The sequence below is a fragment of the Ralstonia flatus genome (assembly GCF_958439105.1).
Classification (GTDB): Bacteria; Pseudomonadota; Gammaproteobacteria; order Burkholderiales; family Burkholderiaceae; genus Ralstonia; species Ralstonia flatus.
In genome coordinates, this window is the sequence record NZ_CAUDLI010000006.1 from 1 (window position 1) to 21,756 (window position 21,756).

Here is a 21,756-nt window from a genome sequence, read left to right on the forward strand (position 1 = left end):
GACCGCGTAAAACACTCGGCTGGCGCACTCCCGCAGAAGCCTTTATTGAGAACTGCGCCAAGCACGGAATCGTCATTGACCCCGCTGTTGCACTTGGAGCTTGAAACCGCCCTTACTTTTCTTTGGCAAGACAAAGAAAAGTGAGTCGTGCCCGGCAGGGTACGAAACACAGATGGACCACCAAGGCAAAACCCAAAAGCCAAAAACCAATCAGGAAACCACCGGCTTCTTAGCCGCCAACAACCCCTTCAACGCCCCCAACCGATCCTTCGGCGACATCGCCGGCATGGTGTCCTCCGGCGTCGGCCCAGCATCCTCCCCAAGCTTCATCTCCGCGATATAGCGCGACGGCTCGCACACCACCGTCTCCCGCGCGCGCTTGCGCTTTTTGCACCAGCTGATATGCAGGCTGCGCTGCGCCCGCGTGATGCCCACATACATCAACCGCCGCTCTTCTTCGATCTTCTCGTCCGTCAGATCGTCGTCTTCGCGGCAGTGCGGCAGGATGCCTTCCTCCACGCCCACCAGAAACACGTGCGGATATTCGAGCCCCTTGCTGGCGTGCAGCGTCGACAGGCGCACCGCATCCGGGTCCTCTTCCTTGCCTTCGAGCATGCTGATCAGCGCGATGGTCTGCGTGAGTTCCAGCAGGTTTTTACCGGCGTCCAGCAGGCCATCGGCGTTGTCGAAACCGGTGGCCTCTTTGTCGTCACCTTCGTCGTCATCCTTCTCCGGCTTGGTGCCCTTGCGCTTGAGCCAGTCGAGAAACTCCAGCACGTTGGTCCACTTGTTCTGCGCCTGGCGCTCGTCGTAGGTGTCGTACAGGTAGGCCTCGTAGTGGATGCCTTCCATCATCTCGTCGAGCAGCGTGGCGGCGGGCTCCTTGGCGGCGCGGTCCGAGAGCCGCACGATGAATTCGCAGAACACCCGCAGCGGCTCCAGCTGCCGCGGCGCGAGTTGCGCTTCGATGCCGCCCATCATTGCCGCCTCGAACAGCGACACCTTGGCCTGCCCCGCGAATGCGCCCAGCACTTCCAGCGTCGCGTTGCCCACGCCGCGCTTGGGCGTGGTAATGGCGCGGATGAACGCGGGGTCGTCATCCGCATTGGCAATCAGCCGCAGATAGGCACACAGATCCTTGATCTCGGCCTTGTCGAAAAAGCTCTGCCCGCCCGAGAGCACATACGGAATGCGCTCGCGCCGCAGGATCTGCTCGAACAGGCGCGCCTGGAAGTTGCCGCGATACAGGATCGCGTAATCGCGAAATTGCGCACGACGCTCGAACTTGTGCGCGGACAGCTTGAAGACGACGCTCTCGGCTTCGTGCTCCTCGTCATTGGCGCTGGTCACGTTGATGGGGTCGCCCATGCCGTGCTCGCTCCACAGCGTCTTCTCGAACAGCTTCGGGTTCTGCGCGATGACCGCGTTGGCGGCGTTCAGGATGCGCACCGTGGAGCGGTAGTTCTGCTCCAGCTTGATCACCTTCAGGTTCGGAAAATCGGTCTGCAGCAGCTTGAGGTTGTCGAGCGTGGCGCCGCGCCAGCCGTAGATGGCCTGGTCGTCGTCGCCCACGGCCGTGAAGGCCGGCGCACGCAGGTGCGAGCCGCCCGCCAGCAGCTTCAGCAGCTGATACTGGCAGGCGTTGGTGTCCTGGTATTCATCGACGAGGAAGTAGCGCAGGCGGTTCTGCCACTTCAGGCGCACGTCTTCATTGCGCGCGAACAGCTCGGCGGGAATCCGGATCAGGTCGTCAAAATCCACCGCCTGATACGCATGCAGCGTCGCCACGTAGTTGCGGTAGACGAGCGCGGCCTGATGGTCGTCGACGTTGTTGTTGGCGAGCGCCTCGGCAATCGCGGTGTCCGGATCGACGAGACCGTTCTTCCACAGCGAGATCGTGCTCTGCACGCGGCGGATCAACTGCTTGTCGGTGGTGGCCAGCTGCTCCTGGATCATCCCGAAGCAATCGTCGGAATCCATGATCGAGAAACGTGGCTTGAGGCCGACATGCTCGGCTTCCGCCCGCAGGATCTGCACGCCCAGCGAGTGAAACGTACAGACCGTCAACTGCTTGATGGGAATGCGCTTGCCGTCTTCGCGCGTCTTGCCGTCCATCAGCTTGGCCACGCGCTCCTGCATTTCCTTGGCCGCCTTGTTGGTAAACGTAACCGCGGCGATGTGCTTGGGCTCGAAGCCCTTGTCGAGGATCAGGTGCGCGATCTTCTGCGTGATCACGCGCGTCTTGCCCGAGCCCGCACCGGCCAGCACCAGGCACGGGCCGTCGAGGTAATGCACACCTTCGGATTGGGCAGCATTGAGCCCGTGGGCGAGACCGGAAGACATGGGAACAGGCGGAAGAAAAAGCAGGCGGGAACGACAGCGGAGGGCGATGGTAGCACGGCGCCTTTGCATCGATTGAGCCGACGAAAGGCCTGTTGCCGGGCCGCCTGCGGAGGTGCCCAATACCGCACCGCACGCGTTTGCGCCCCTCGCTTTTCGCAGGGGCGTTACACCGCTTACGCACCGTTACACGAACGGCGTAAGCGACCCCGCGCGGCACGCCGTTATGGGCAGGACAGCGGCTGAATCGGTCGGCCGCCCACCGGAGAACGCACCATGAACCGCATCGTCAAAGCCCTGGCCATCAGCGCCGTCGCCCTGTCTGCCACCACCGGCGCCTTCGCCCAGACGCAATGGCAAAAGGACCACCCGCGCCGCGCCGAGGTCAATCACCGCCTCGCCAACCAGAACAAGCGCATCCACAACGAAGTGAAGGAAGGCGAAATCACCAAGAGCCAGGCGCGCCAGCTGCACAAGGAAGACCGCCAGATTCGCCAGGAAGAGCGCGACATGGCCGCCCAAAACGGTGGGCACATCACCAAACAGGAACAGCGCACGCTGAACCAGCAGGAAAACCAGGTCAGCCGCCAAATCGGCAAGTAAGTCAAAGCAAGACCAGCCACACCCGCACTCCGGCCACACCACAAGGCGCTCCCGCCAGCGCCCGACGGTGTGGCCGTTGTCTTTGGTCTTTGGCCTTTGACGTTCCTGCCCTAGATGGCGCCTTCAATTTTCGTAAGCGGGCGGAAAAAAAAGACGGGGAACTGTCTGAGCGCAGCGAGTTTTCCCCGTCTCCACCCGGTTACGGAAATTGAAGGAGTCTTTCGCCATCTCGGGCGCGCATTTCTTTGCTTACCTTCTTTGGGCAAGACCAAAGAAAGTGAGTCAGCCCCGGCAGGGGATAAAACAAGGGATGGACCACAAGCACAAAAAATCCAGCCCTCCCCCCTCAACCCGAAACCGCCAAGTCCACCCCAATTGACAATCCCATCCCCCTTCCGTAAATTCCGCCCATCCATCCGGGAGAGCGTGCCCGCCGTACACGGCAAGGCGCCGCCGAAGGGGTAGCACCCGAAAACTCTCAGGCATCCAGGACCGGGCGGATCGGCGGACATGCGTCCGACCGCACTCTGGAGAGCTGGCGCCGCACGACCACTGCGGGCGCCCACCGAAGGGGCTCACGAACGGCGCGCACCGCTATGCGCACCGCTTCGCAATCTCTCAGGTACCAAGGACAGAGGGGCCATCTGCGCAGCTTGTTGATCTTCATGGCGTCACCATGAGGCATCAGGCTGCGCGGATGGCCTTTTTGCTTTTCTGGTTCCCGATCCATGCGCCGCGCCCAGGCCACGGCGGCGCACTCAGCCGAGAGATTCCATGACGCTCCAACACACGCCGCTCAATGCCATCCACCGCTCGCTGGGCGCCCGCATGGTCGACTTTGGCGGCTGGGACATGCCCGTCAACTACGGCTCCCAAATCGAAGAGCACCACGCCGTGCGCCAGGACGCAGGCGTCTTCGACGTCTCGCATATGTGCGTGGTCGACCTCACCGGCGCGCGCGTGCGCGATTTCCTGCGTGGGCTGCTCGCCAACAACGTCGACAAGCTGCAAACCCCGGGCAAGGCGCTCTACAGCTGCATGCTCAACCCGAAGGGCGGCGTGATCGACGATCTGATCGTCTACTTCTTCCGCGAAGACTGGTTCCGCCTGGTGGTCAACGCCGGCACCGCCCCGACGGACCTGGAGTGGATCGTCGCGCAGAACGCCGCCGCCGGCACCGACGTGACCATCACGCCGCGCCGCTCCGACAACAACGCAGGCGCCGAGCCGCTGGGCATCCTGGCCGTGCAGGGCCCGAACGCGCGTGCCAAGACCTACGCCGCGCTGCCCGGCACGCAGGCCGTGGGCGACGCGCTCAAGCCGTTCAACGCCGGCTTCGTCACCGTGGAAAACGTGGGCGAGATCATGGTGGCCCGCACCGGCTACACCGGTGAAGACGGTTTCGAACTGGTGGTGCCGGCCGCGCAGATTGCGGGCGTCTGGGAGCGCCTGCTGCAGGCCGGCGTGCGTCCGGCAGGCCTCGGCGCGCGCGACACGCTGCGCCTGGAAGCCGGCATGAACCTCTACGGCCAGGACATGGACGAGCACGTTTCGCCGCTCGACGCCGGCCTCGCCTGGACGGTCGATCTGCAAAGCGAACGCGACTTCACCGGCAAGGCTGCGCTGCAAGCCGGCGGCCAGCGCGAACAGTTCGTCGGCCTGATCCTGCGCGACAAGGGCGGCGTGCTGCGCGCCCACCAGAAGGTCATCACCCCCGCCGGTGACGGCGAGATCACCAGCGGCACGTTCAGCCCGAGCCTGTCGCTGTCCATCGCACTGGCGCGCCTGCCCAAGGACGTGGCCATCGGCACCGACGTACAGGTCGAAATTCGCGACCGCAAGTTGACCGCGACTGTGGTTAAACTGCCGTTCGTGCGCAATGGCAAGGCGCTGGTCAGCTGAACACCGAATCTGCATTCCCAAATACCCATCTTCCGGAGAAACCTTTCATGAGCAACGTCCCCGCCGATCTGAAATACACCGAACACGACGAGTGGATCCGCGTTGAAGCCGACGGCACGCTGACCATCGGCATTACCGACTTCGCGCAGGAACAGCTCGGCGACATCGTCTTCCTGGAGCTGCCGGAAGCCGGCCGCGCCGTCGCCAAGGACGAAGCGATTGCCGTGGTGGAATCGGTCAAGGCCGCTTCCGACATCTTCGCCCCGGTGGCCGGCGAGATCGTCGCCAACAACGCAGATGCCGCCGGCGCGCCGGAATCCGTGAACGCAGGCGCCTACGAGGCGTGGCTGTTCAAGATCAAGCCGACCAACGCCGACGACGTGAACGCCCTGATGTCGGCTGCTGATTACGAAGCCAAGATCGGCTAAGCCGGTCCTCCGGCCGGTGCGTGCGCCCTGACCTGCGCCGCGCATCGGCCATTGCTTGCATCGCCTGAATTTCGAGCCCTTGCCATGAACGCTCCGCACCCCGCTTCCTCGGCGCTTGCCGCCGAACGCCCGACGTTGGCTGACCTGGAGGCGCGCGACGCCTTCGCGCACCGCCACATCGGCCCGTCTGCCGACGAGCAGACCGCCATGCTCGGCACGCTGGGCTACACCAGCCGCGCCGCGCTGATCGACGCCGTGATCCCGCCGGCCATCCGCCGCCAGGACGGCATGCCGCTGGGCGAATTCACGCAGCCGCTGACCGAAGAAGCGGCGCTCGCCAAGCTGCGCGGCATCGCCGGGCAGAACCGCGTGGTCAAGAGCCTGATCGGCCAGGGCTACTACGGCACGCACACGCCGGGCGTCATCCTGCGCAACATCCTCGAAAACCCCGCCTGGTACACGGCCTACACGCCGTATCAGCCGGAAATTTCGCAGGGTCGCCTGGAAGCGATGCTGAATTTCCAGCAGATGGTGATCGACCTCACGGCGATGGACATCGCCAATGCGTCGATGCTGGACGAAGCGACCGCCGCGGCTGAAGCCATGACGCTGCTGCAGCGCATTGGCAAGTCGAAGTCGACCGTGTTCTTCGTGGCCGACGACGTGCTGCCGCAAACGCTGGAAGTCGTGCGCACGCGCGCCGAGCCGATCGGCGTGCAGGTGGTGACCGGCCCTGCCGCCGACGCTGCCAAGCACGACGCGTTCGGTGTGCTGCTGCAATACCCGGGCGCCAACGGTGCGCTGCTGGGCGATCTGGCGACGTACCAGGCGCTGACCGATGCCGTGCACGCCGCCGGCGGTCTGGTCGTGGCCGCCGCCGACCTGCTGGCGCTCACGCTGCTGGCCGCGCCGGGCGAATGGGGCGCCGACGTCGTGATCGGCAACACGCAGCGCTTTGGTGTGCCGTTCGGTTTCGGCGGCCCGCACGCCGGCTACATGGCCGTGCGCGATGCGTTCAAGCGCTCGATGCCCGGCCGACTGGTCGGCGTGACGATCGATGCGCAAGGCAACCCGGCCTACCGCCTCGCACTGCAAACGCGCGAGCAGCACATCCGCCGCGAGAAGGCCACCTCGAACATCTGTACCGCGCAGGTGCTGCTGGGCGTGATGGCGTCGATGTACGCCGTCTATCACGGCCCGCAAGGCCTGAAGCGCATCGCCCAGCGGGTGCACCGCCTGACCGCCACGCTGGCCGCCGGCCTGCGCGCGATCGGCTACACGCTCGAAGCCGACGCGTTCTTCGACACGCTGACCGTCGCCACCGGCCCGCGCACCGCCAACCTGCACATCGCTGCGCAGGCGCACGGCATCAACCTGCGCCAGATCGACGACGCGCGACTGGGCATCTCGCTGGACGAGACCGTCACGCGCGCCGATGTCGTTACGCTGTGGGACATCTTCGCGCATGCCGCGCACGCCGCCGCACCGGACTTCGACCAGACCGAAGCGGGCGTCGCCGATGCGTATCCGGCCTCGCTCATCCGCCAGAGCGCGTACCTGACGCAGCCGGTGTTCAACGCGCACCACTCCGAGCACGAAATGCTGCGCTACCTGCGCAGTCTCGCCGACAAGGATCTCGCGCTCGACCGCACGATGATCCCGCTGGGCTCGTGCACGATGAAGCTCAACGCCACCGCAGAAATGCTGCCGGTGACGTGGCCCGAGTTTTCGAACATCCATCCGTTCGCACCGGCCGACCAGACCGTCGGCTACCGCGAGATGATCGACCAGCTCGAGCAGATGCTCTGCGCCGCCACCGGCTACGCCGCCGTGAGCCTGCAGCCGAATGCCGGCTCGCAGGGCGAATACGCCGGTCTGCTGATCATCCACGCCTACCACGCCAGCCGTGGCGAAGCGCACCGCAACGTGTGCCTGATCCCGTCGTCGGCGCACGGTACGAACCCCGCATCGGCGCAGATGGCCGGCATGCAGGTGGTCGTCGTGGCGTGCGATGAGCGCGGCAACGTCGATCTGGCCGATCTGGAAAAGAAGGCCGCCGAGCACAGCAAGAACCTCGCGGCGATCATGATCACCTACCCGTCCACGCACGGCGTGTTCGAGGAAGGCGTGAAGCGCGTCTGCGAAATCGTGCACAGCCACGGCGGCCAGGTCTACGTGGACGGCGCCAACATGAACGCCATGGTCGGCACCGCCGCGCCGGGCCACTTCGGCGGCGACGTCTCGCACCTGAACCTGCACAAGACGTTCTGCATTCCGCACGGCGGCGGCGGCCCGGGCGTCGGTCCGGTGGCCGTGGGTGCGCACCTCGCGCCGTTCCTCCCGGGGCGCGCGGCGTCGGGTGAAGATGCCAGCCAGAACATCGGCAATGTGTCGGCGTCGGCGTTCGGCTCGGCGTCGATCCTGCCGATCTCGTGGATGTACATCGCGATGATGGGCGCCGCGGGCCTGACCGCCGCCACCGAGACGGCAATCCTGTCGGCCAACTACGTGGCCAAGCGTCTCGCGCCGTACTACCCGGTGCTGTACACGGGCGCGCACGGCCTGGTGGCGCACGAGTGCATTCTCGACATCCGTCCGCTGCAGAAGGAATCGGGCATCAGCAACGAAGACATCGCCAAGCGCCTGATGGACTTCGGCTTCCACGCACCGACGATGAGCTTCCCGGTGCCGGGCACGCTGATGATCGAGCCGACCGAAAGCGAGCCGAAGGTGGAACTCGACCGCTTCATCGACGCGATGATCGCCATCCGCGGCGAAGTCGACAAGGTGATCTCGGGCGAATTCGACCGCGAAGACAACCCGCTCAAGCATGCGCCGCACACCGCAGCCGTCGTGATGGCCGATGACTGGTCGCACAAGTACACGCGTGAGCAGGCCGCCTACCCGGTGGCATCGCTGCGCGCACGCAAGTACTGGCCGCCGGTTGGCCGCGCCGACAACGTCTACGGTGACCGCAACCTGTTCTGCGCCTGCGTGCCGATGAGCGAGTACGCGCAAGACTGACCCCGGTCGAAGTGAGATGAACGCGGCGGCGGGGCGGCATGCTCCGCCGCCGTGTCACATGTAACGTGGCGCAATCCCTGTAACCTGCTCTCACAACCGCTGCTTTTAGCGTGCCTCGGCCCTTATGGTGACGACAGTTCACCCGATCGACGAGACACCGCCATGCCGATGCTTCAACCTGCCCCGCTCTTCCGTCTGCTTGCGTGTGCTGCCGCTATCGCGGTATGCGGCGCGTGCTCGCCGATACAAGCGGGCGCTGCGGCATCGGCGTATGCCGGCACGCACCATACGGCCGGCCCGGCGCGCGATTGGTGCAGCGTGTCGCCAGCGCTGTCCGGCGAACCTGCGGCTGTCAAGCTGATCGGCCGTGCCACCCAGCACCTCGTGCAGACACCGCACCCGCTGCCGCGTCTGCATACCGAAGGCACGCTGCCGCACCAGGGCATCTACGACGAATCGGTTGCGGCCGCGCGGGACTTCCCGGTCATGCGCGACGCTGCAATGGCCTGGCGACTCACCGGCGACAAGCGCTTCGCCGAACAGGTCGACACCTTCCTGCATGCCTGGGTTGGCACGTATGTCCCCAGCTACAACCCGATCGACGAGACGAAGTTCGATGCGCTGATTCAGGCCTACACGCTTGCGCGCGAAGGCCTCACGCCAAGCACGCGTGAAGAGACGCAACGCTTCCTGCGTACGCTGGCCGAAGGCTATATTGCGCGCACAGAGGCTGCGCGCCAGCCGCTGTCCCACACGTGGGTGAACAACTGGCAAAGCCATCGCATCAAGCTGATGGCAATGTCGGCCGCCGCGCTGGACGATCAGGCGCTGGTCGCGCAGGTGCATCGCCTGTTCCTGCAACAGCTCGCCAATAACGTGCGTCCGGACGGGTCGGTGGAAGACTTTGAGGACCGCGACGCACTTCACTACGTCGTCTACGACCTCGAGCCGCTCACGATGGCCGCGATTGCCGTGCAGCCTTTCGGCCAGCAGTGGCTACATGAGCGCGCAGCCAACGGCGCCTCGCTCGCTGCCGCCATCGATTGGCTCGTGCCGTATGCCGACGGCAGCCGCACGCACGAGGAATATGTCCACTCGCACGTTGCCTTCGACAAGAAGCGAGCCGATGCGGGCCTGCCCGGCTTCTCCGGCATGTGGGAGCCAAAAAGCGCCGGCACCCTGTATTGGCAGGCGGCGCGGCTGGATCCGAAATACCGCACGCTGGCCGAACGGCTCGCCGCCACCGCGCCCGACTGGCTGGCGCTGTGCGCAGCCCGTTGACCGCCGAAGCGTTGTACTGACAGCGCCGCACACAACAACCTGGCGCACGTGGCCACAAGCCGCTTGCCCCCTTTAACGCCCCCGGAGCCTAACCCCATGGCTGTTTCTGTTTTCGACCTCTTCAAGATCGGCATCGGCCCGTCCAGCTCACACACCGTCGGGCCGATGCGCGCCGCGCTGATGTTCGCCTCGGGCCTCGAAGCCGACGGCCTGATGCCGCAAGTCGCCAGCGTGCGCGTCGAGCTGTATGGCTCGCTCGGCGCCACCGGCAAGGGCCACGGCACCGATCGCGGCGTCATCCTCGGCCTGATGGGCGAGGCGCCGGACACCATCGACCCCGACACCATCGAAGACAAGCTGGCGGCGCTGCGCGCCTCGCAGTCGCTGTCGCTGCTGGGCCGTCACGCGGTGCGCTTTACCGAGAAGGAGCACATCGCGTTCTATCGCCGCGAGGCGATGGCCGAGCACCCGAACGGCATGAAGTTCCACGCCTTCGATGCAGCCGGCGAGCGGCTGCGCGAGGCGCGCTACCTGTCGGTGGGCGGCGGCTTTGTCGTCACGGCCGGTGCGCCGAATACACAAGTGCTGGCCGCGCACGACCAGTTGCCGCATCCGTTCCGCAGCGGCAAGGAGCTGCTGGCGATGTGCGAATCGACGGGCAAGTCCATCGCCCGCCTGATGCTCGACAACGAATTGACATGGCGCACCGAAGCCGAAGTGCGCGCCGGCTTGCTCAACATCTGGCACGTGATGCAGGCGTGCGTGGCGCGCGGCTGCCGCACCGAGGGCGAACTGCCGGGCCCGTTCCACGTACGCCGTCGCGCGGCGGAGCTGTATTCACGCCTCACGGTGCAGGCCGAGCGCACGCTGTCCGACCCGCTGTCGGTGATCGACTGGGTGAACCTGTATGCGATTGCCGTGAACGAAGAAAACGCCGCGGGCGGGCGCGTCGTCACGGCGCCGACCAATGGCGCAGCCGGCATCATCCCGGCCGTGATGCATTACTACGACCGCTTCGTGCCCGGCGCGAACGACAACGGCATCGTGGATTTCCTGCTCACCGCCGGCGCGATCGGCATGCTTTACAAGATGAACGCATCGATCTCGGGCGCGGAAGTTGGCTGCCAGGGGGAAGTCGGCGTGGCGTGTTCGATGGCTGCCGGAGCGCTGGCGGCGGTGCTGGGCGGCACGCCTGCGCAGGTCGAAAACGCAGCGGAGATCGGCATGGAGCACAACCTGGGGCTGACGTGCGACCCGGTTGGCGGGCTGGTGCAGATTCCGTGTATTGAGCGCAATGCGATGGCGTCGGTGAAGGCGGTGAATGCGGCGCGCATGGCGTTGCGGGGGGATGGCACGCATTATGTTTCGCTCGACTCCGTCATCAAGACGATGCGCGAGACGGGCGCGGATATGAAGACGAAGTACAAGGAGACGGCGCGGGGTGGGTTGGCGGTGAATATTGTGGAGTGTTGATATTTGGTCTGTGGTTTTTGCGTTGGTGGTCCATCTCCCTTTCGTTCGCTGCCGGGGCTGAAACAAGGGATGGACCACAAACAACAAATCTAGAGCACACATCAAAAAAAAACGCACAAGCCCTCGCCCCCGTCCACTTCTATAATCCGCGCCACAAGAACCCTCTTTGGAGACCCGCAGGATGCAATCCCTCCATCCTCCCAAGCACATTCCGGCAGCGACCCTGCCAGAGCTGACGCTACGCGGCATGATCCTTGGCGCGATCATCACCGTGATCTTTACCGCTTCAAACGTGTACCTCGGCCTGAAGGTCGGCCTGACGTTTTCTTCGGCGATTCCGGCAGCGGTCATTTCGATGGCCGTGCTGCGCATGCTCGGCGGCACGAACATCCTCGAAAACAACATGGTGCAGACGCAGGCGTCTGCGGCCGGGACGCTGTCTTCCATCATCTTCATCCTGCCCGGCCTGGTGATGATCGGGCACTGGCAGGGCTTCCCGTTCTGGCAAACGTTTGGAGTGTGCATGGCGGGCGGCATGCTGGGCGTGGTGTTCACGATCCCGCTGCGTCATGCGATGGTCGTGCAGAGCGACCTGCCTTATCCCGAAGGCGTGGCGGCGGCAGAAATCCTGCGCGTGGGCAGCGGCCAGTCGGCGGACGGTGAAAACGCCGTCGATGACGACGCGGTGCCCGCCGCCACCGGCATGCGCGATCTGGCAGCGGGCGGCATCGTCGCGGCCATCGTGGCGTTTGCTACCAGCGGCCTGCGCTTGCTGGGCGAAGGCGCGAGCTGGTGGTTCGCCGCCGGTGCCGCAGTGGTGCGCTTGCCGCTGGGCTTTTCGACGGCGCTGCTGGGCGCGGGCTATCTGATCGGCCTGGTGGCCGGGCTGGCCATGCTGGTGGGCCTGGTGATCGCCTGGGGCATCGCCGTGCCGTATCTGACCTCGATCACGCCGATGCCGGCCGGCAAGGCGCTCTCTGCGTTCGGCACGGATGTGTGGCGCACGCAGGTGCGCTTTATCGGCGCCGGCGTGATTGCGGTGGCGGCCGTGTGGACGCTGGGCACGCTGATTGGCCCGGTGGTGCAAGGCGCGAAGCGCTCGTTCGGCAGCCTGCGCCCGAAAACCGATAGCGCGCTACGCACCGAGCAGGACATGGCGCCGCGCTGGATCCTCCTGGTGACGCTGGCCATGGTCGTGGTGCTGGTGATCACGTTTGCCGCATTCCTGGCGCCGACCATGCTGTCGGCCGGCTCGCGCTGGACGCTGATCACCTGCGCGGTGATCTTTGCCGTGGTGTTCGGCTTTCTGGTGGCGGCGGCGTGCGGCTACATGGCCGGGCTGATCGGTTCGTCGTCGAGCCCGATTTCGGGCATCGGCATCATCGCCATCACGTTGGTGTCGCTGCTGCTGTTGGCCATCGGCGCGGACAACGGCATCGTGGGTTCGCCCGAAGCGAGCAAGCTCGGCATTGCGCTGGCGATCTTCACCACGTCGGCCGTGGTGGCCGTGGCGACCATCTCGAATGACAACCTGCAAGATCTGAAGACCGGCTGGCTGGTCGGGGCCACGCCGTGGCGCCAGCAGGTGGCGCTGCTGATCGGTTGCGTGGCGGGCGCGGCGGTCATCTCGCCGGTGCTGGAGCTGCTGTATAACGCGTATGGCTTCCCGGGTGCGCTGCCGCGTGCCGGCATGGACGCCGCGCAGGCGCTGTCCGCACCGCAGGCGACGCTCATGACCGCCATCGCCACCGGCATCTTCACGCACCAGCTGGAATGGAACATGGTGATTGCGGGCATCGTCATCGGCGTGCTGCTCATCGCCGTCGACTGGGCGCTCAAGCAGCGTGGCGGTGTCGCGCGGTTGCCCGTGCTGGCGGTCGGCATCGGCATCTACCTGCCGCCGACGGTGAGCACGGTGCTGGTGACCGGCGCGGTGCTGGCGTGGATCATCGAGAAGCTGCTTGCCAAGCGCGCGCGGGCCGCAGGCGTACCGTACGAGCGCTATGCCGAGGTGCCGAACCGCCACGGCGTGCTGCTGGCGTCGGGCCTGATCGTCGGCGAAAGCCTGGTGGGCGTATTGATGGCGGCCATCATCGGCGGCACGGGCAAGGATGCGCCGCTGGCGATCGTCGGTGCGTCGTTTGAAGGCACGGCGCAATGGCTTGGGCTGATCGTGTTCGCCTTGGTATGCTGGGCCTTCGCGCGCCGCGTGCTGGCGGTGCGACCGACTCACTGACCCCATCCCGCATCATGCTGCTCCGCGACGCAACGCAGGCTGACCTGCCGGCCATCCTCGCCATCTACAACGACGTGATCGCCAACTCCAATGCGATCTACACCGAAACACCGGTTACGCTGGAAGACCGCACCGCGTGGCTGGCCTTGCGTGCCACGCAGGGGTATCCGGTGCTGGTGGCCGACGATGACGGGCAAGTTGCAGGCGTTGCATCGTTTGGCGATTTCCGGCCGTACCCGGGCTTTCGCACCACCGTCGAGCACTCGGTGCACATTCACCGCGACTGGCGCGGCAAGGGGCTGGGCAGCCTGCTGGTCGAGGCGCTGTGCGAGCGTGCCGCTGCGCTGGGCAAACACCTCATGGTGGGCGCCATCGACGGTGCCAATGCAGGCTCGATCCGGCTGCACGAAAAGCTCGGCTTCAAGGAAGTGGGCCGCATGCCCGAGGCCGCCATCAAGCACGGCCAGTGGCTCGACCTTGTGTTCATGCAGCGCTGGCTGGAAGCGCCCGGAACGGTCCGCAGCGACTGACCGTTCCGCGATCTCGATGCGTCAGGCGGGCTGCGTTGCCGCCTGCGTCCAGCGCCCGCAACCGCGTCGCACGGTCTCGTGCAGGTTGCGGGTTTCACGTTGCGCCGCGCGGATCCATTCGGCATCCGCATCGCGCCCCTCCACCACCTCACGCACCATGTCGAGCGCGCCTTCGGACGACAGCGCTTCGGCGTGTGCCGACAGCACCTTGCTCGTCTTCAGGATGTGATCGGCCAGCGCACCGCGATTGCCGGTGGCCGGGTCGACGTATTCACCGGCCAGCCCGAAGCGGCATGCCTGGAAGCGGTTGAAGGTGTAGACGAGGTAATCGTCTTCCTCGGGCATGAATGGGCGATCGAGCAGCAGCCAGCGGCCCAGCGCCTGGATATAGGCGGCGACGGCGGCGGCGCGTTCGACGGTCAGCGGGGTGTCCATCACGCGGACTTCGATCGTGCCGAATTCGGGCTTGGGGCGGATGTCCCAATAGAAGTCCTTCATGCTCTCGATCACGCCGGTGGCGTGCATCTTGTCGAAGTACGCGATGAAGGCGTCCCACGTCAGCACGAACGGCGCGCGGCCCGACATCGGGAAGGCGCTGACCGAATTCATGCGCGCGGATGCAAACCCCGTATCCACGCCCTGCACGAATGGCGACGACGCTGCCAGCGCAATGAAGTGCGGTACGTAGCGCGACATGGCGTGCAGCAGATACAGCGCATCGTCGGGATTCGGGCAGCCCAGATGCACGTGCTGGCCGAAGACCGTGAACTGCTTGGCGAGGTAACCGTACAGATCCGAGATGTACTGATAGCGCGGCGATTGCGAAATCTGGCGCTGGCTCCATTGCTGGAACGGATGCGTGCCGCCGCCGCAGATGCCGATATTCAACGCCGTGGCGGCTTCGGCCATGCGGTCGCGCATTTCGCGCAACTGCCAGAGCGCCTCGTCGTGGCTGTGGCAGATGCCGGTGGAGATCTCGATCATCGAATCGGTGATCTCGGGCTTGATGTCGCCGGGGTATTCCTTGCCCTTGAGCATGCGCAGCAGGTCGGGCGACGCCGAGGCGAGGTCGTAGTCGTGACGATTGACGAGCTGCAGTTCCAGCTCGACGCCAAACGTGAGTGCTTCGGATTTCGAGAACGGTTCGAGGGACATGGAAGCCTCTTAGCGGTGTTCGTTGTCTTGCCGCACCTCACCCGCCCAGCGCAGCGACCGCGCAGTCAGGATCGGCGCAGCAATCTGCTGGATCGCCAGCGTGCACAGGATGATGGCCGCCAGCGGCCCGCCTGTCTGCGGATACAGCGCCGCCGTATCGTGCATCAGCAACCATGACAATCCCGACATGGGGCCGAGCGCCAGGCCGAGCGCAATGCTCTGCCGCATCGACAGCCCCGAAAACGAGCCCAGCGCCGTGGTGGCCGCCAGCTTGGCAATGAAGCGCGACAGCACCAGCGCCACCGCCGCCACACCGCCGATCGCCCAATCCGATGCCTTGAGCGGCAGGCCGAGCGACACGATCATCACCACGATCAGGATGCTGCCCGCGCTGCCGAAGTGCGACGGCCAGACGCGCGGGTGATCGTCCTGGTGCTTGAACACGACGCCCGCCAGCAGCAGCGTGAGCGGCACCGACAGCTTCAGCAGCTTGGCCATCGCCAGGGCAAACAGCACCAGGCCCACGAGCACCAGAAACGCGTAGTGATCGTCACCCGCCATGCGGTGATACAGCGCATGGCCCACCTTGCCGACCACCCAGGCCAGGAGCACGGAGCCTGCCAGCAGGTACAGCGGGTGGATCAGCGCAGCCGCCCAATGGCCGTATTCGCTATGCAGCCAGCCGGCGGTCAGCGGCACCAGCACGCTGGCGTAGATGCTGTTGAGCGCGCCCAGGGAGAGCAGTCGCTCCGTCACCTGGCCTTCTGCACGCAGTTCGTTCTTGAGTTGCAGGAGCACCGTCGGAGACGTGGCCACCGCGATGGCGCCTGCGGCCACCGCCACGGGCGTCGCCACGCCAAACAGCTGCAGCACCCAGGTGACCAGGCCCCAGGTCAGCAGGCTTTCGAAGCCGCTGGTGAGCAACAGCCAACGATTGGCACGCAGCCATTCGAACGACAGCCGGTGCCCCAGCTCGAACAGCGCCAACGCCAGCGCCATCTCGATCAGGATGTGGGTCTGCTCGAGCATGTCGGTGTCGATGAGCGGGCGGCCGAGCACGCCGGCCACCAGCCCCGCTACCGCATAGCCGACGATGCGCGGCAGCTTGAGCGCCGCGCGCGCAAACTCGCCGCACAACGCCGCGCCAACCAGCGCCAGCCCGATCCAGAAAAGGCCGCCAGGAGCGGGCGGCCACGAAGGGAAGAGATCGTGAAGTCCTGCCATGGCCGACATGGTACCCGAAGCCCTCATCCGGGAAAGTCAGCCAAGCACTGACACGCGTTAGAGTCGCGTTACACGATATTTAATAAACGATCGGTGATTTTCGACGCAGAAGACAACAACTCTGCGTTTGGAGCCGCCGGCCGCAGGCAAAGAAAAACCGCCCCGGAGGGCGGTTTTCATACTGCAAATGGCTGAGAGCCGGTCGGATTACTTGCCGCCGACGCTCTCCAGCGGCGTCCACTTGCCGCCGGTGACCTTGTAGACGGTGATGCCGCCGTCCTTCAGGTCGCCCTTGTCGTCATAGGCGTAGTGCTTGGCGGTCACGCCTTGCGTGTTGGTAGCAGCCAGGATCGGCAGGTACTTGGCCGGGTCGGACGAGCCGGCAGCCACCATCGCCTTCATCAGGGCCATCGCGCCGTCGTAGGCGTACGGCGAGTACGTCTGCACCGGCGTGCCGAAACGCTTCTCATAGCGGGCCTTGTAGCCAGCGCCGCCCGGCATCTGTTCCAGCGGCAGACCGGCCAGCGATGCCACCATGCCTTCAGCCGCTTGCGGGCCGGCCAGCTTGATGAAGTCGTCGGTCTTGGACATTTCGCCCGACATCAGCGTGGACTTCATGCCCAGCTCGCGCATTTGCTTGAGCAGCGGGGCCGATTGACCTTCGGCGCCACCGTAGAACACGGCGTCCGGGTTCTTGCTCTTGATCTGCGTGAGGATGGCCTTGAAGTCGCTGGCCTTGTCGTTGGTGAATTCGCGACGCACGATGGTAGCGCCGGCAGCCTTGGCAGCCTTCTCGAACTCGTCGGCCAGACCTTGGCCGTAGGCCGTGCGGTCATCCACGATGGCGATGTTCTTGTAGCCCAGCTTCTTGACGGCGAACGTGCCGACCACCGAACCCTGCTGGGTGTCGGAAGTCATCATGCGGAACGTCGTCTTGTAGCCTTGCTTGGTGTATTCCGGCGCGGTTGCCATGGCGATCTGCGCGATGCCGGCCTGGTTGTACACGCGCGACGCCGGGATGCTGGTACCCGAATTGAAGTGGCCGAGCATGCCCTTGATGCCGCTGTCCACGAGTTTCTGGGCGACTGCCGTACCGGTCTTCGGGTCAGCCTGGTCGTCTTCCGCCATCAGCTGGAACTTGACGTCCTTGCCGGCGATCTTCGGCTTGGTGGCGTTGAACTCTTCAACGGCCAGCGTCGCGCCGTTCTTCATGTCCGTGCCGTATTGCGCTTGCGGACCCGACATCGGGGCAGCAAAGCCCAGCTTGATGACTTCCTGGGCCGATGCGGCGCTACCCAGCGCACACAGCGCGGCGGCCACCCACAGTTGCTTCAATTTCATTTGTGCGTCTCCTAGTTCAAACGCAATTTGGATCAATAGCGCGGCGGGATCACCGCCGCCCTCCTCCCGCTTCGCATCCCATCCGCACCCGTCGTGCGAATGGAACCGCGAATCCTGCTCGTGCTCCCCGTCAGCCGATGGTCATCAGGCTGGCGTTGCCACCCGCGGCGGCCGTATTGACCGACAGCGAACGCTCGATCAGCAGGCGCTCCAGCGCCAGCCCTTCCCCGCCATGCGGCAGGCCTTGCACCCCCACGATCGGGCCGGCACGTCGTGCCAGTCCTTCGCAGATGGCGCGCAGATGGTCCGAATCGCCGTGATGCAGCACCGCATCAAACGCCGCTTCGTCGGTCGACCCGACCACGCGGACGCGCGATTGTACTGCCGCCGGCAAGCCCCGAAGTACCGCTTCGATGGCAGGGTTTTCCTGCACAACGGCCATGCTGCCGACCGCCAGCACGGCTGCCAGTTGGCGTAGCCAATCTGCCGGATCGGCCGCCACGCACAGCACCGCTTCACGCGGCAACAGCGTGTAGGTGTTGCGCTCGCCGGTCGGGCCGGGCAGCGTGGCGGTAGCGCCCGTGGCCGAGGCCGCAGCCAGGCGCTCGCACAGCGCCGCCAGTTCTGCCGACTGCTTGCGCGCCCAGTCCGTCAGCGCGTCGAACGGCGCCAGCAGCGCGCGGCGCGCGTCGGTATCGACTTCCGTACCGGCACCTGCGGTGAGTTGCAGCGCGGTGCGCATGGCGTCCTGCGGGCAGGTCGACAGCAAACGCAGCAGATACAGCGGGCCGCCGGCCTTGGGACCCGTGCCCGACAGGCCTTCGCCGCCAAAGGGCTGCACGCCCACCACCGCGCCGACGATATTGCGGTTCACATACAGGTTGCCGACGTGCGCGCGGTCGACCACGTGCGCGATGGTTTCGTCGATACGCGTGTGGATGCCCAGCGTCAGGCCGTAGCCCGTACCGTTGATCTGCTCGATCAGCTTCGTCAAACCGGTGTTGTCGGCCGACCGCTTCCAGCGCACCACGTGCAGCACGGGGCCGAAGATCTCACGCGTCAGGTCCGACAGGCTGTCGAGTTCGATCACCGTCGGCGGCACGAACGTGCCGTGCGCGCATGCGGCCGGCACCGGTGCCTGATGCACGCGGCGGCCCTTGGCGCGCATCGCTTCGATGTGGCCGACGATGTTGTCGCGCGCTTCGGCGTCGATCACCGGGCCCACGTCGGTGGCGAGTCGATCCGGATTGCCCATCGCCAGTTCGGCCATGCCGCCCTTGAGCATCGCCAGCACGCGGTCGGCGACGTCATCCTGCAGGCACAGCACACGCAGCGCCGAGCAACGCTGCCCCGCCGAATCAAACGCAGACGACAGCACATCGGCCACCACCTGCTCGGCCAGCGCCGACGAATCGACAATCATCGCGTTCTGACCGCCGGTCTCGGCAATCAGCGGGATCGGCGCGCCGTTGGCATCCAGGCGGCCGGCCAGCGTGCGCTGCAGGATGCGCGCCACTTCGGTCGAGCCGGTGAACATCACGCCCTTGGTGCGCCCGTCCTTCACTAGCGCCGCGCCGACAGTCTCGCCGCGGCCCGGCAGCAGTTGCACGGCACCGGCCGGCACGCCGGCTTCGCGCAGGATGCGCACGGCTTGCGCCGCAATCAGCGGGGTCTGTTCTGCGGGCTTGGCCAGCACCGGGTTGCCCGCAGCCAGCGCGGCGCTGACCTGGCCGGTGAAGATCGCCAGCGGGAAGTTCCACGGGCTGATGCAGACCACCGGGCCCAGCGGACGGTGCGTGTCGTTGGAGAACCCGCCGCGCACCTGTGCCGCGTAATAGCGCAGGAAGTCGACGGCTTCGCGCACCTCGGCGATGGCGTTGGACAGCGTCTTGCCGGCCTCGCGGATGATCAGACCCATCAGGTGCTGCATCTCGCCTTCCATCAGGTCGGCGGCACGATCGAGCAGCGCGGCACGCGCTTCCGGCGGCGTGGCTTGCCAGATCGGGGCGGCGGCGGTGGCGGCCGACAGCGCGGCATCCACGTCGGCTTCGGTCGCTTCCGTCACATGGCCGACGATGTCGCGCAGGTCCGCCGGATTGCGCACCGGCTGCCGAAGTTGCGATGGCCCCCCCACATACGGCGCGTCACCGATGGTCGGCTCGGCGGTCCAGACCGTGCTGGTGCCGGCAAGAAGGGCGGACGACAACGACGCCAGGCGCTGCTCGTTCGCCAGGTCGATGCCCGACGAGTTTGCGCGAACGTCACCGTAAAGGGCGCGCGGCAGCGGAATCTTCGGATGCGGCAGGCCGAGCGTCCCTTCATCGGCGTGCATCTTTTCCACCACCGCCACCGGGTCGGCGACGAGGTCGTCCAGAGGAATCGACTCGTCCGCAATGCGGTTCACGAACGAGGTGTTGGCGCCGTTTTCCAGCAGACGGCGCACGAGGTAAGCCAGCAGCGTTTCGTGCGTACCGACCGGCGCGTAGATGCGGCACGGGCGGTTCAGCTTGCCCGGCTTGTTGCCGACGACCTGCTCGTACAGCGGCTCGCCCATGCCGTGCAGGCACTGGAATTCGTATTGGCCGGGGTAATAGTTCTGGCCGGCCATGTGATAAATGGCCGCCAGCGTGTGCGCGTTGTGCGTGGCGAACTGCGGGAAGATCGCCTCGGGCGCGGCCAGCAGCTTGCGCGCGCAGGCCAGGTACGACACGTCGGTGTAGACCTTGCGCGTGTAGACCGGGTAGCCCTCCAGGCCGTCGACCTGGGCGCGCTTGACCTCGCTGTCCCAGTACGCGCCCTTCACGAGGCGGATCATCAGGCGGTGCTTGCTGCGACGGGCCAGGTCAATGATGTAGTCGAGCACGAACGGGCAACGCTTCTGGTAGCCCTGCACCACGAAGCCGATGCCGTTCCAGCCGGCCAGCTCAGGCGCGAAGCACAGGCGTTCCAGCAGGTCGAGCGACAGCTCCAGGCGGTCGGCTTCTTCGGCATCGATGTTGATGCCGATGTCGTATTCGCGGGCCAGCATCGCCAGGCCCTTCACGCGCGGATACAGCTCGTTGATCGTGCGGTCGTATTGCGCGCGGCTGTAGCGCGGGTGCAGCGCCGACAGCTTGATCGAGATGCCCGGCCCTTCGTAGATGCCGCGCCCGCCCGAGGCCTGCCCGATCGCGCGGATGGCCTGCTCGTACGACGCGAGGTAGCGCTGGGCGTCTTCCTCCGTCATCGCGGCCTCGCCGAGCATGTCGTAGGAATAGCGGAAGCCTTCGGCCTCGAACTTGCGCGCATTGGCCAGCGCTTCGGAAATGGTTTCGCCGGTGACGAACTGCTCGCCCATCAGGCGCATCGCCATGTCCACGCCCTTGCGGATCAGCGGCTCGCCGCTCTTGCCGATGATGCGCGTGAGCGCCTTCGACAGCCCGGCTTCGTTGTGCGTGGCGACCAGCTTGCCGGTCAGCAGCAGGCCCCAGGTGGCGGCGTTCACGAACAGCGACGGGCTCTGGCCCAGGTGCGAATGCCAGTTGCCGTTGCTGATCTTGTCGCGGATGAGCGCGTCGCGCGTGGCCTTGTCGGGAATGCGCAGCAGCGCCTCGGCCAGGCACATCAGCGCCACGCCTTCCTGGCTCGACAGCGAGAATTCTTGGATCAGGCCCTGCACCAAGCCTTCGCGGCCGGTGCCGACCTTTTGCGTGCGGAGCTTGCCGGCGAGGTCACGTGCGAGCTGCTTGGCTTCCGAGGCCAGCGCGCCCGGCAGGCGGGCCTGCTCCAGCAGCATCGGAATGGCGTCGGTTTCCGGCCGGCGGTAGGCGGCGGTGATGGCAGCGCGCAGGACCGACTGCGGTTGCACGCTTTGCGCAAATTCGAGGAACGGTTGCACTGTGGGCTCGTCACCCTCGTGCACGTCCGAGACGGCTGCGGCGGCGGACGGGAGGCCATCCGCCGCCGGGCCGTTTGCATCAGTTGGCAGCTGCCCCCGCTCCACTTGATCCAGATACGTGAAGATCGCCTGCTTGATCAGCCAATGCGGCGTGCGGTCAATGGACTGCGCAACGCGCTTGAGGCGTTCACGCGAAGCATCGTCCAGCTTGACCCCGAGGGTGGTTGTAGCCATGTGGGTTCCTATCCAGAGCTGCCATTGCCTGGCTTGTGGCCGGCAAATTGGGCGGATCATACGCCTGGCGATCCCGAAGGTGCAACCTAGTAAAACCCCTTGGTTCGA

General features: G+C 65.8%; 13 protein-coding genes and 2 riboswitches. Of the genes, 8 read left to right on the forward strand and 5 right to left on the reverse strand.

All coding sequences use genetic code 11. The features are described 5' to 3' along the window. Positions 1-210: 210 nt before the first annotated feature. On the reverse strand, positions 211-2,343 hold the full coding sequence (locus R2676_RS14700) for a UvrD-helicase domain-containing protein (RefSeq protein WP_316857297.1): 2,133 nt from the start codon (positions 2,341-2,343) through the stop codon (positions 211-213). A gap of 273 nt (positions 2,344-2,616) precedes the next feature. On the opposite strand from R2676_RS14700, the gene R2676_RS14705 reads away from it, so the two are divergent. The 8 genes from R2676_RS14705 to R2676_RS14740 all read left to right on the forward strand — a co-directional run bounded on the left by R2676_RS14705 (position 2,617) and on the right by R2676_RS14740 (position 13,817). Then, a complete protein-coding gene (locus tag R2676_RS14705; RefSeq protein ID WP_027678500.1) occupies positions 2,617-2,943 on the forward strand; it encodes a hypothetical protein in 327 nt (108 codons plus the stop codon). Positions 2,944-3,350: 407 nt separating this feature from the next. Continuing rightward, positions 3,351-3,448: riboswitch (glycine riboswitch) on the forward strand. A gap of 12 nt (positions 3,449-3,460) precedes the next feature. Beyond that, a riboswitch (glycine riboswitch) is annotated at positions 3,461-3,588 on the forward strand. A gap of 129 nt (positions 3,589-3,717) precedes the next feature. After that, on the forward strand, positions 3,718-4,845 hold the full coding sequence (gene gcvT / locus R2676_RS14710) for a glycine cleavage system aminomethyltransferase GcvT (RefSeq protein ID WP_206273326.1): 1,128 nt from the start codon (positions 3,718-3,720) through the stop codon (positions 4,843-4,845). Positions 4,846-4,892: 47 nt separating this feature from the next. Further along, positions 4,893-5,273, forward strand: a complete 381-nt coding sequence (gene gcvH, locus R2676_RS14715) for a glycine cleavage system protein GcvH (protein WP_009239583.1) — start codon at positions 4,893-4,895, stop codon at positions 5,271-5,273. A gap of 84 nt (positions 5,274-5,357) precedes the next feature. After that, positions 5,358-8,297: an aminomethyl-transferring glycine dehydrogenase gene (gcvP, locus tag R2676_RS14720; RefSeq protein ID WP_206273327.1), complete on the forward strand. Its 2,940-nt coding sequence runs from the start codon at positions 5,358-5,360 to the stop codon at positions 8,295-8,297. Positions 8,298-8,459: 162 nt separating this feature from the next. After that, positions 8,460-9,578, forward strand: coding sequence for an alginate lyase family protein (locus R2676_RS14725; protein WP_206273328.1), 1,119 nt, complete (start codon positions 8,460-8,462; stop codon positions 9,576-9,578). Positions 9,579-9,674: 96 nt separating this feature from the next. Next, positions 9,675-11,051 carry an L-serine ammonia-lyase gene (locus R2676_RS14730; protein ID WP_206273329.1) on the forward strand — a complete coding sequence of 459 codons (1,377 nt, stop codon included), beginning with the start codon at positions 9,675-9,677 and terminating at the stop codon, positions 11,049-11,051. 181 nt (positions 11,052-11,232) lie between these two features. Continuing rightward, complete coding sequence (locus R2676_RS14735) at positions 11,233-13,287, forward strand: OPT family oligopeptide transporter (protein ID WP_206273330.1); 2,055 nt, start codon at positions 11,233-11,235, stop codon at positions 13,285-13,287. A 14-nt stretch (positions 13,288-13,301) separates the two neighbouring features. Continuing rightward, positions 13,302-13,817 (forward strand): GNAT family N-acetyltransferase, encoded by a 516-nt coding sequence (locus R2676_RS14740; protein WP_206273331.1) that lies wholly within the window; start codon positions 13,302-13,304, stop codon positions 13,815-13,817. A 21-nt stretch (positions 13,818-13,838) separates the two neighbouring features. Here the strand turns inward: R2676_RS14740 and R2676_RS14745 are convergent, their stop codons facing one another. From R2676_RS14745 to putA, 4 genes are all read right to left on the reverse strand, one after another. Then, positions 13,839-14,972 carry a YbdK family carboxylate-amine ligase gene (locus R2676_RS14745; protein ID WP_206273332.1) on the reverse strand — a complete coding sequence of 378 codons (1,134 nt, stop codon included), beginning with the start codon at positions 14,970-14,972 and terminating at the stop codon, positions 13,839-13,841. Between the two features lie 9 nt (positions 14,973-14,981). Beyond that, positions 14,982-16,205, reverse strand: a complete 1,224-nt coding sequence (locus tag R2676_RS14750) for a cation:proton antiporter (protein WP_206273333.1) — start codon at positions 16,203-16,205, stop codon at positions 14,982-14,984. A 198-nt stretch (positions 16,206-16,403) separates the two neighbouring features. Then, the gene (locus R2676_RS14755) at positions 16,404-17,537 is read right to left on the reverse strand and encodes a branched-chain amino acid ABC transporter substrate-binding protein (protein WP_206273334.1); all 1,134 of its coding nucleotides are present in this window, start codon (positions 17,535-17,537) and stop codon (positions 16,404-16,406) included. A 130-nt stretch (positions 17,538-17,667) separates the two neighbouring features. Then, positions 17,668-21,648 carry a trifunctional transcriptional regulator/proline dehydrogenase/L-glutamate gamma-semialdehyde dehydrogenase gene (gene putA / locus R2676_RS14760; RefSeq protein ID WP_206273335.1) on the reverse strand — a complete coding sequence of 1,327 codons (3,981 nt, stop codon included), beginning with the start codon at positions 21,646-21,648 and terminating at the stop codon, positions 17,668-17,670. Between the last annotated feature and the right edge of the window lie 108 nt (positions 21,649-21,756).

What these genes read in the sequence shown, in the direction of transcription:
- R2676_RS14700 (WP_316857297.1), bottom strand. Translation starts at nt 2,343, where the DNA reads ATGTCTTCCGGTCTCGCCCACGGGCTCAATGCTGCCCAATCCGAAGGT.
- R2676_RS14705 (WP_027678500.1), top strand. Translation starts at nt 2,617, where the DNA reads ATGAACCGCATCGTCAAAGCCCTGGCCATCAGCGCCGTCGCCCTGTCT.
- gcvT (WP_206273326.1), top strand. Translation starts at nt 3,718, where the DNA reads ATGACGCTCCAACACACGCCGCTCAATGCCATCCACCGCTCGCTGGGC.
- gcvH (WP_009239583.1), top strand. Translation starts at nt 4,893, where the DNA reads ATGAGCAACGTCCCCGCCGATCTGAAATACACCGAACACGACGAGTGG.
- gcvP (WP_206273327.1), top strand. Translation starts at nt 5,358, where the DNA reads ATGAACGCTCCGCACCCCGCTTCCTCGGCGCTTGCCGCCGAACGCCCG.
- R2676_RS14725 (WP_206273328.1), top strand. Translation starts at nt 8,460, where the DNA reads ATGCCGATGCTTCAACCTGCCCCGCTCTTCCGTCTGCTTGCGTGTGCT.
- R2676_RS14730 (WP_206273329.1), top strand. Translation starts at nt 9,675, where the DNA reads ATGGCTGTTTCTGTTTTCGACCTCTTCAAGATCGGCATCGGCCCGTCC.
- R2676_RS14735 (WP_206273330.1), top strand. Translation starts at nt 11,233, where the DNA reads ATGCAATCCCTCCATCCTCCCAAGCACATTCCGGCAGCGACCCTGCCA.
- R2676_RS14740 (WP_206273331.1), top strand. Translation starts at nt 13,302, where the DNA reads ATGCTGCTCCGCGACGCAACGCAGGCTGACCTGCCGGCCATCCTCGCC.
- R2676_RS14745 (WP_206273332.1), bottom strand. Translation starts at nt 14,972, where the DNA reads ATGTCCCTCGAACCGTTCTCGAAATCCGAAGCACTCACGTTTGGCGTC.
- R2676_RS14750 (WP_206273333.1), bottom strand. Translation starts at nt 16,205, where the DNA reads ATGTCGGCCATGGCAGGACTTCACGATCTCTTCCCTTCGTGGCCGCCC.
- R2676_RS14755 (WP_206273334.1), bottom strand. Translation starts at nt 17,537, where the DNA reads ATGAAATTGAAGCAACTGTGGGTGGCCGCCGCGCTGTGTGCGCTGGGT.
- putA (WP_206273335.1), bottom strand. Translation starts at nt 21,648, where the DNA reads ATGGCTACAACCACCCTCGGGGTCAAGCTGGACGATGCTTCGCGTGAA.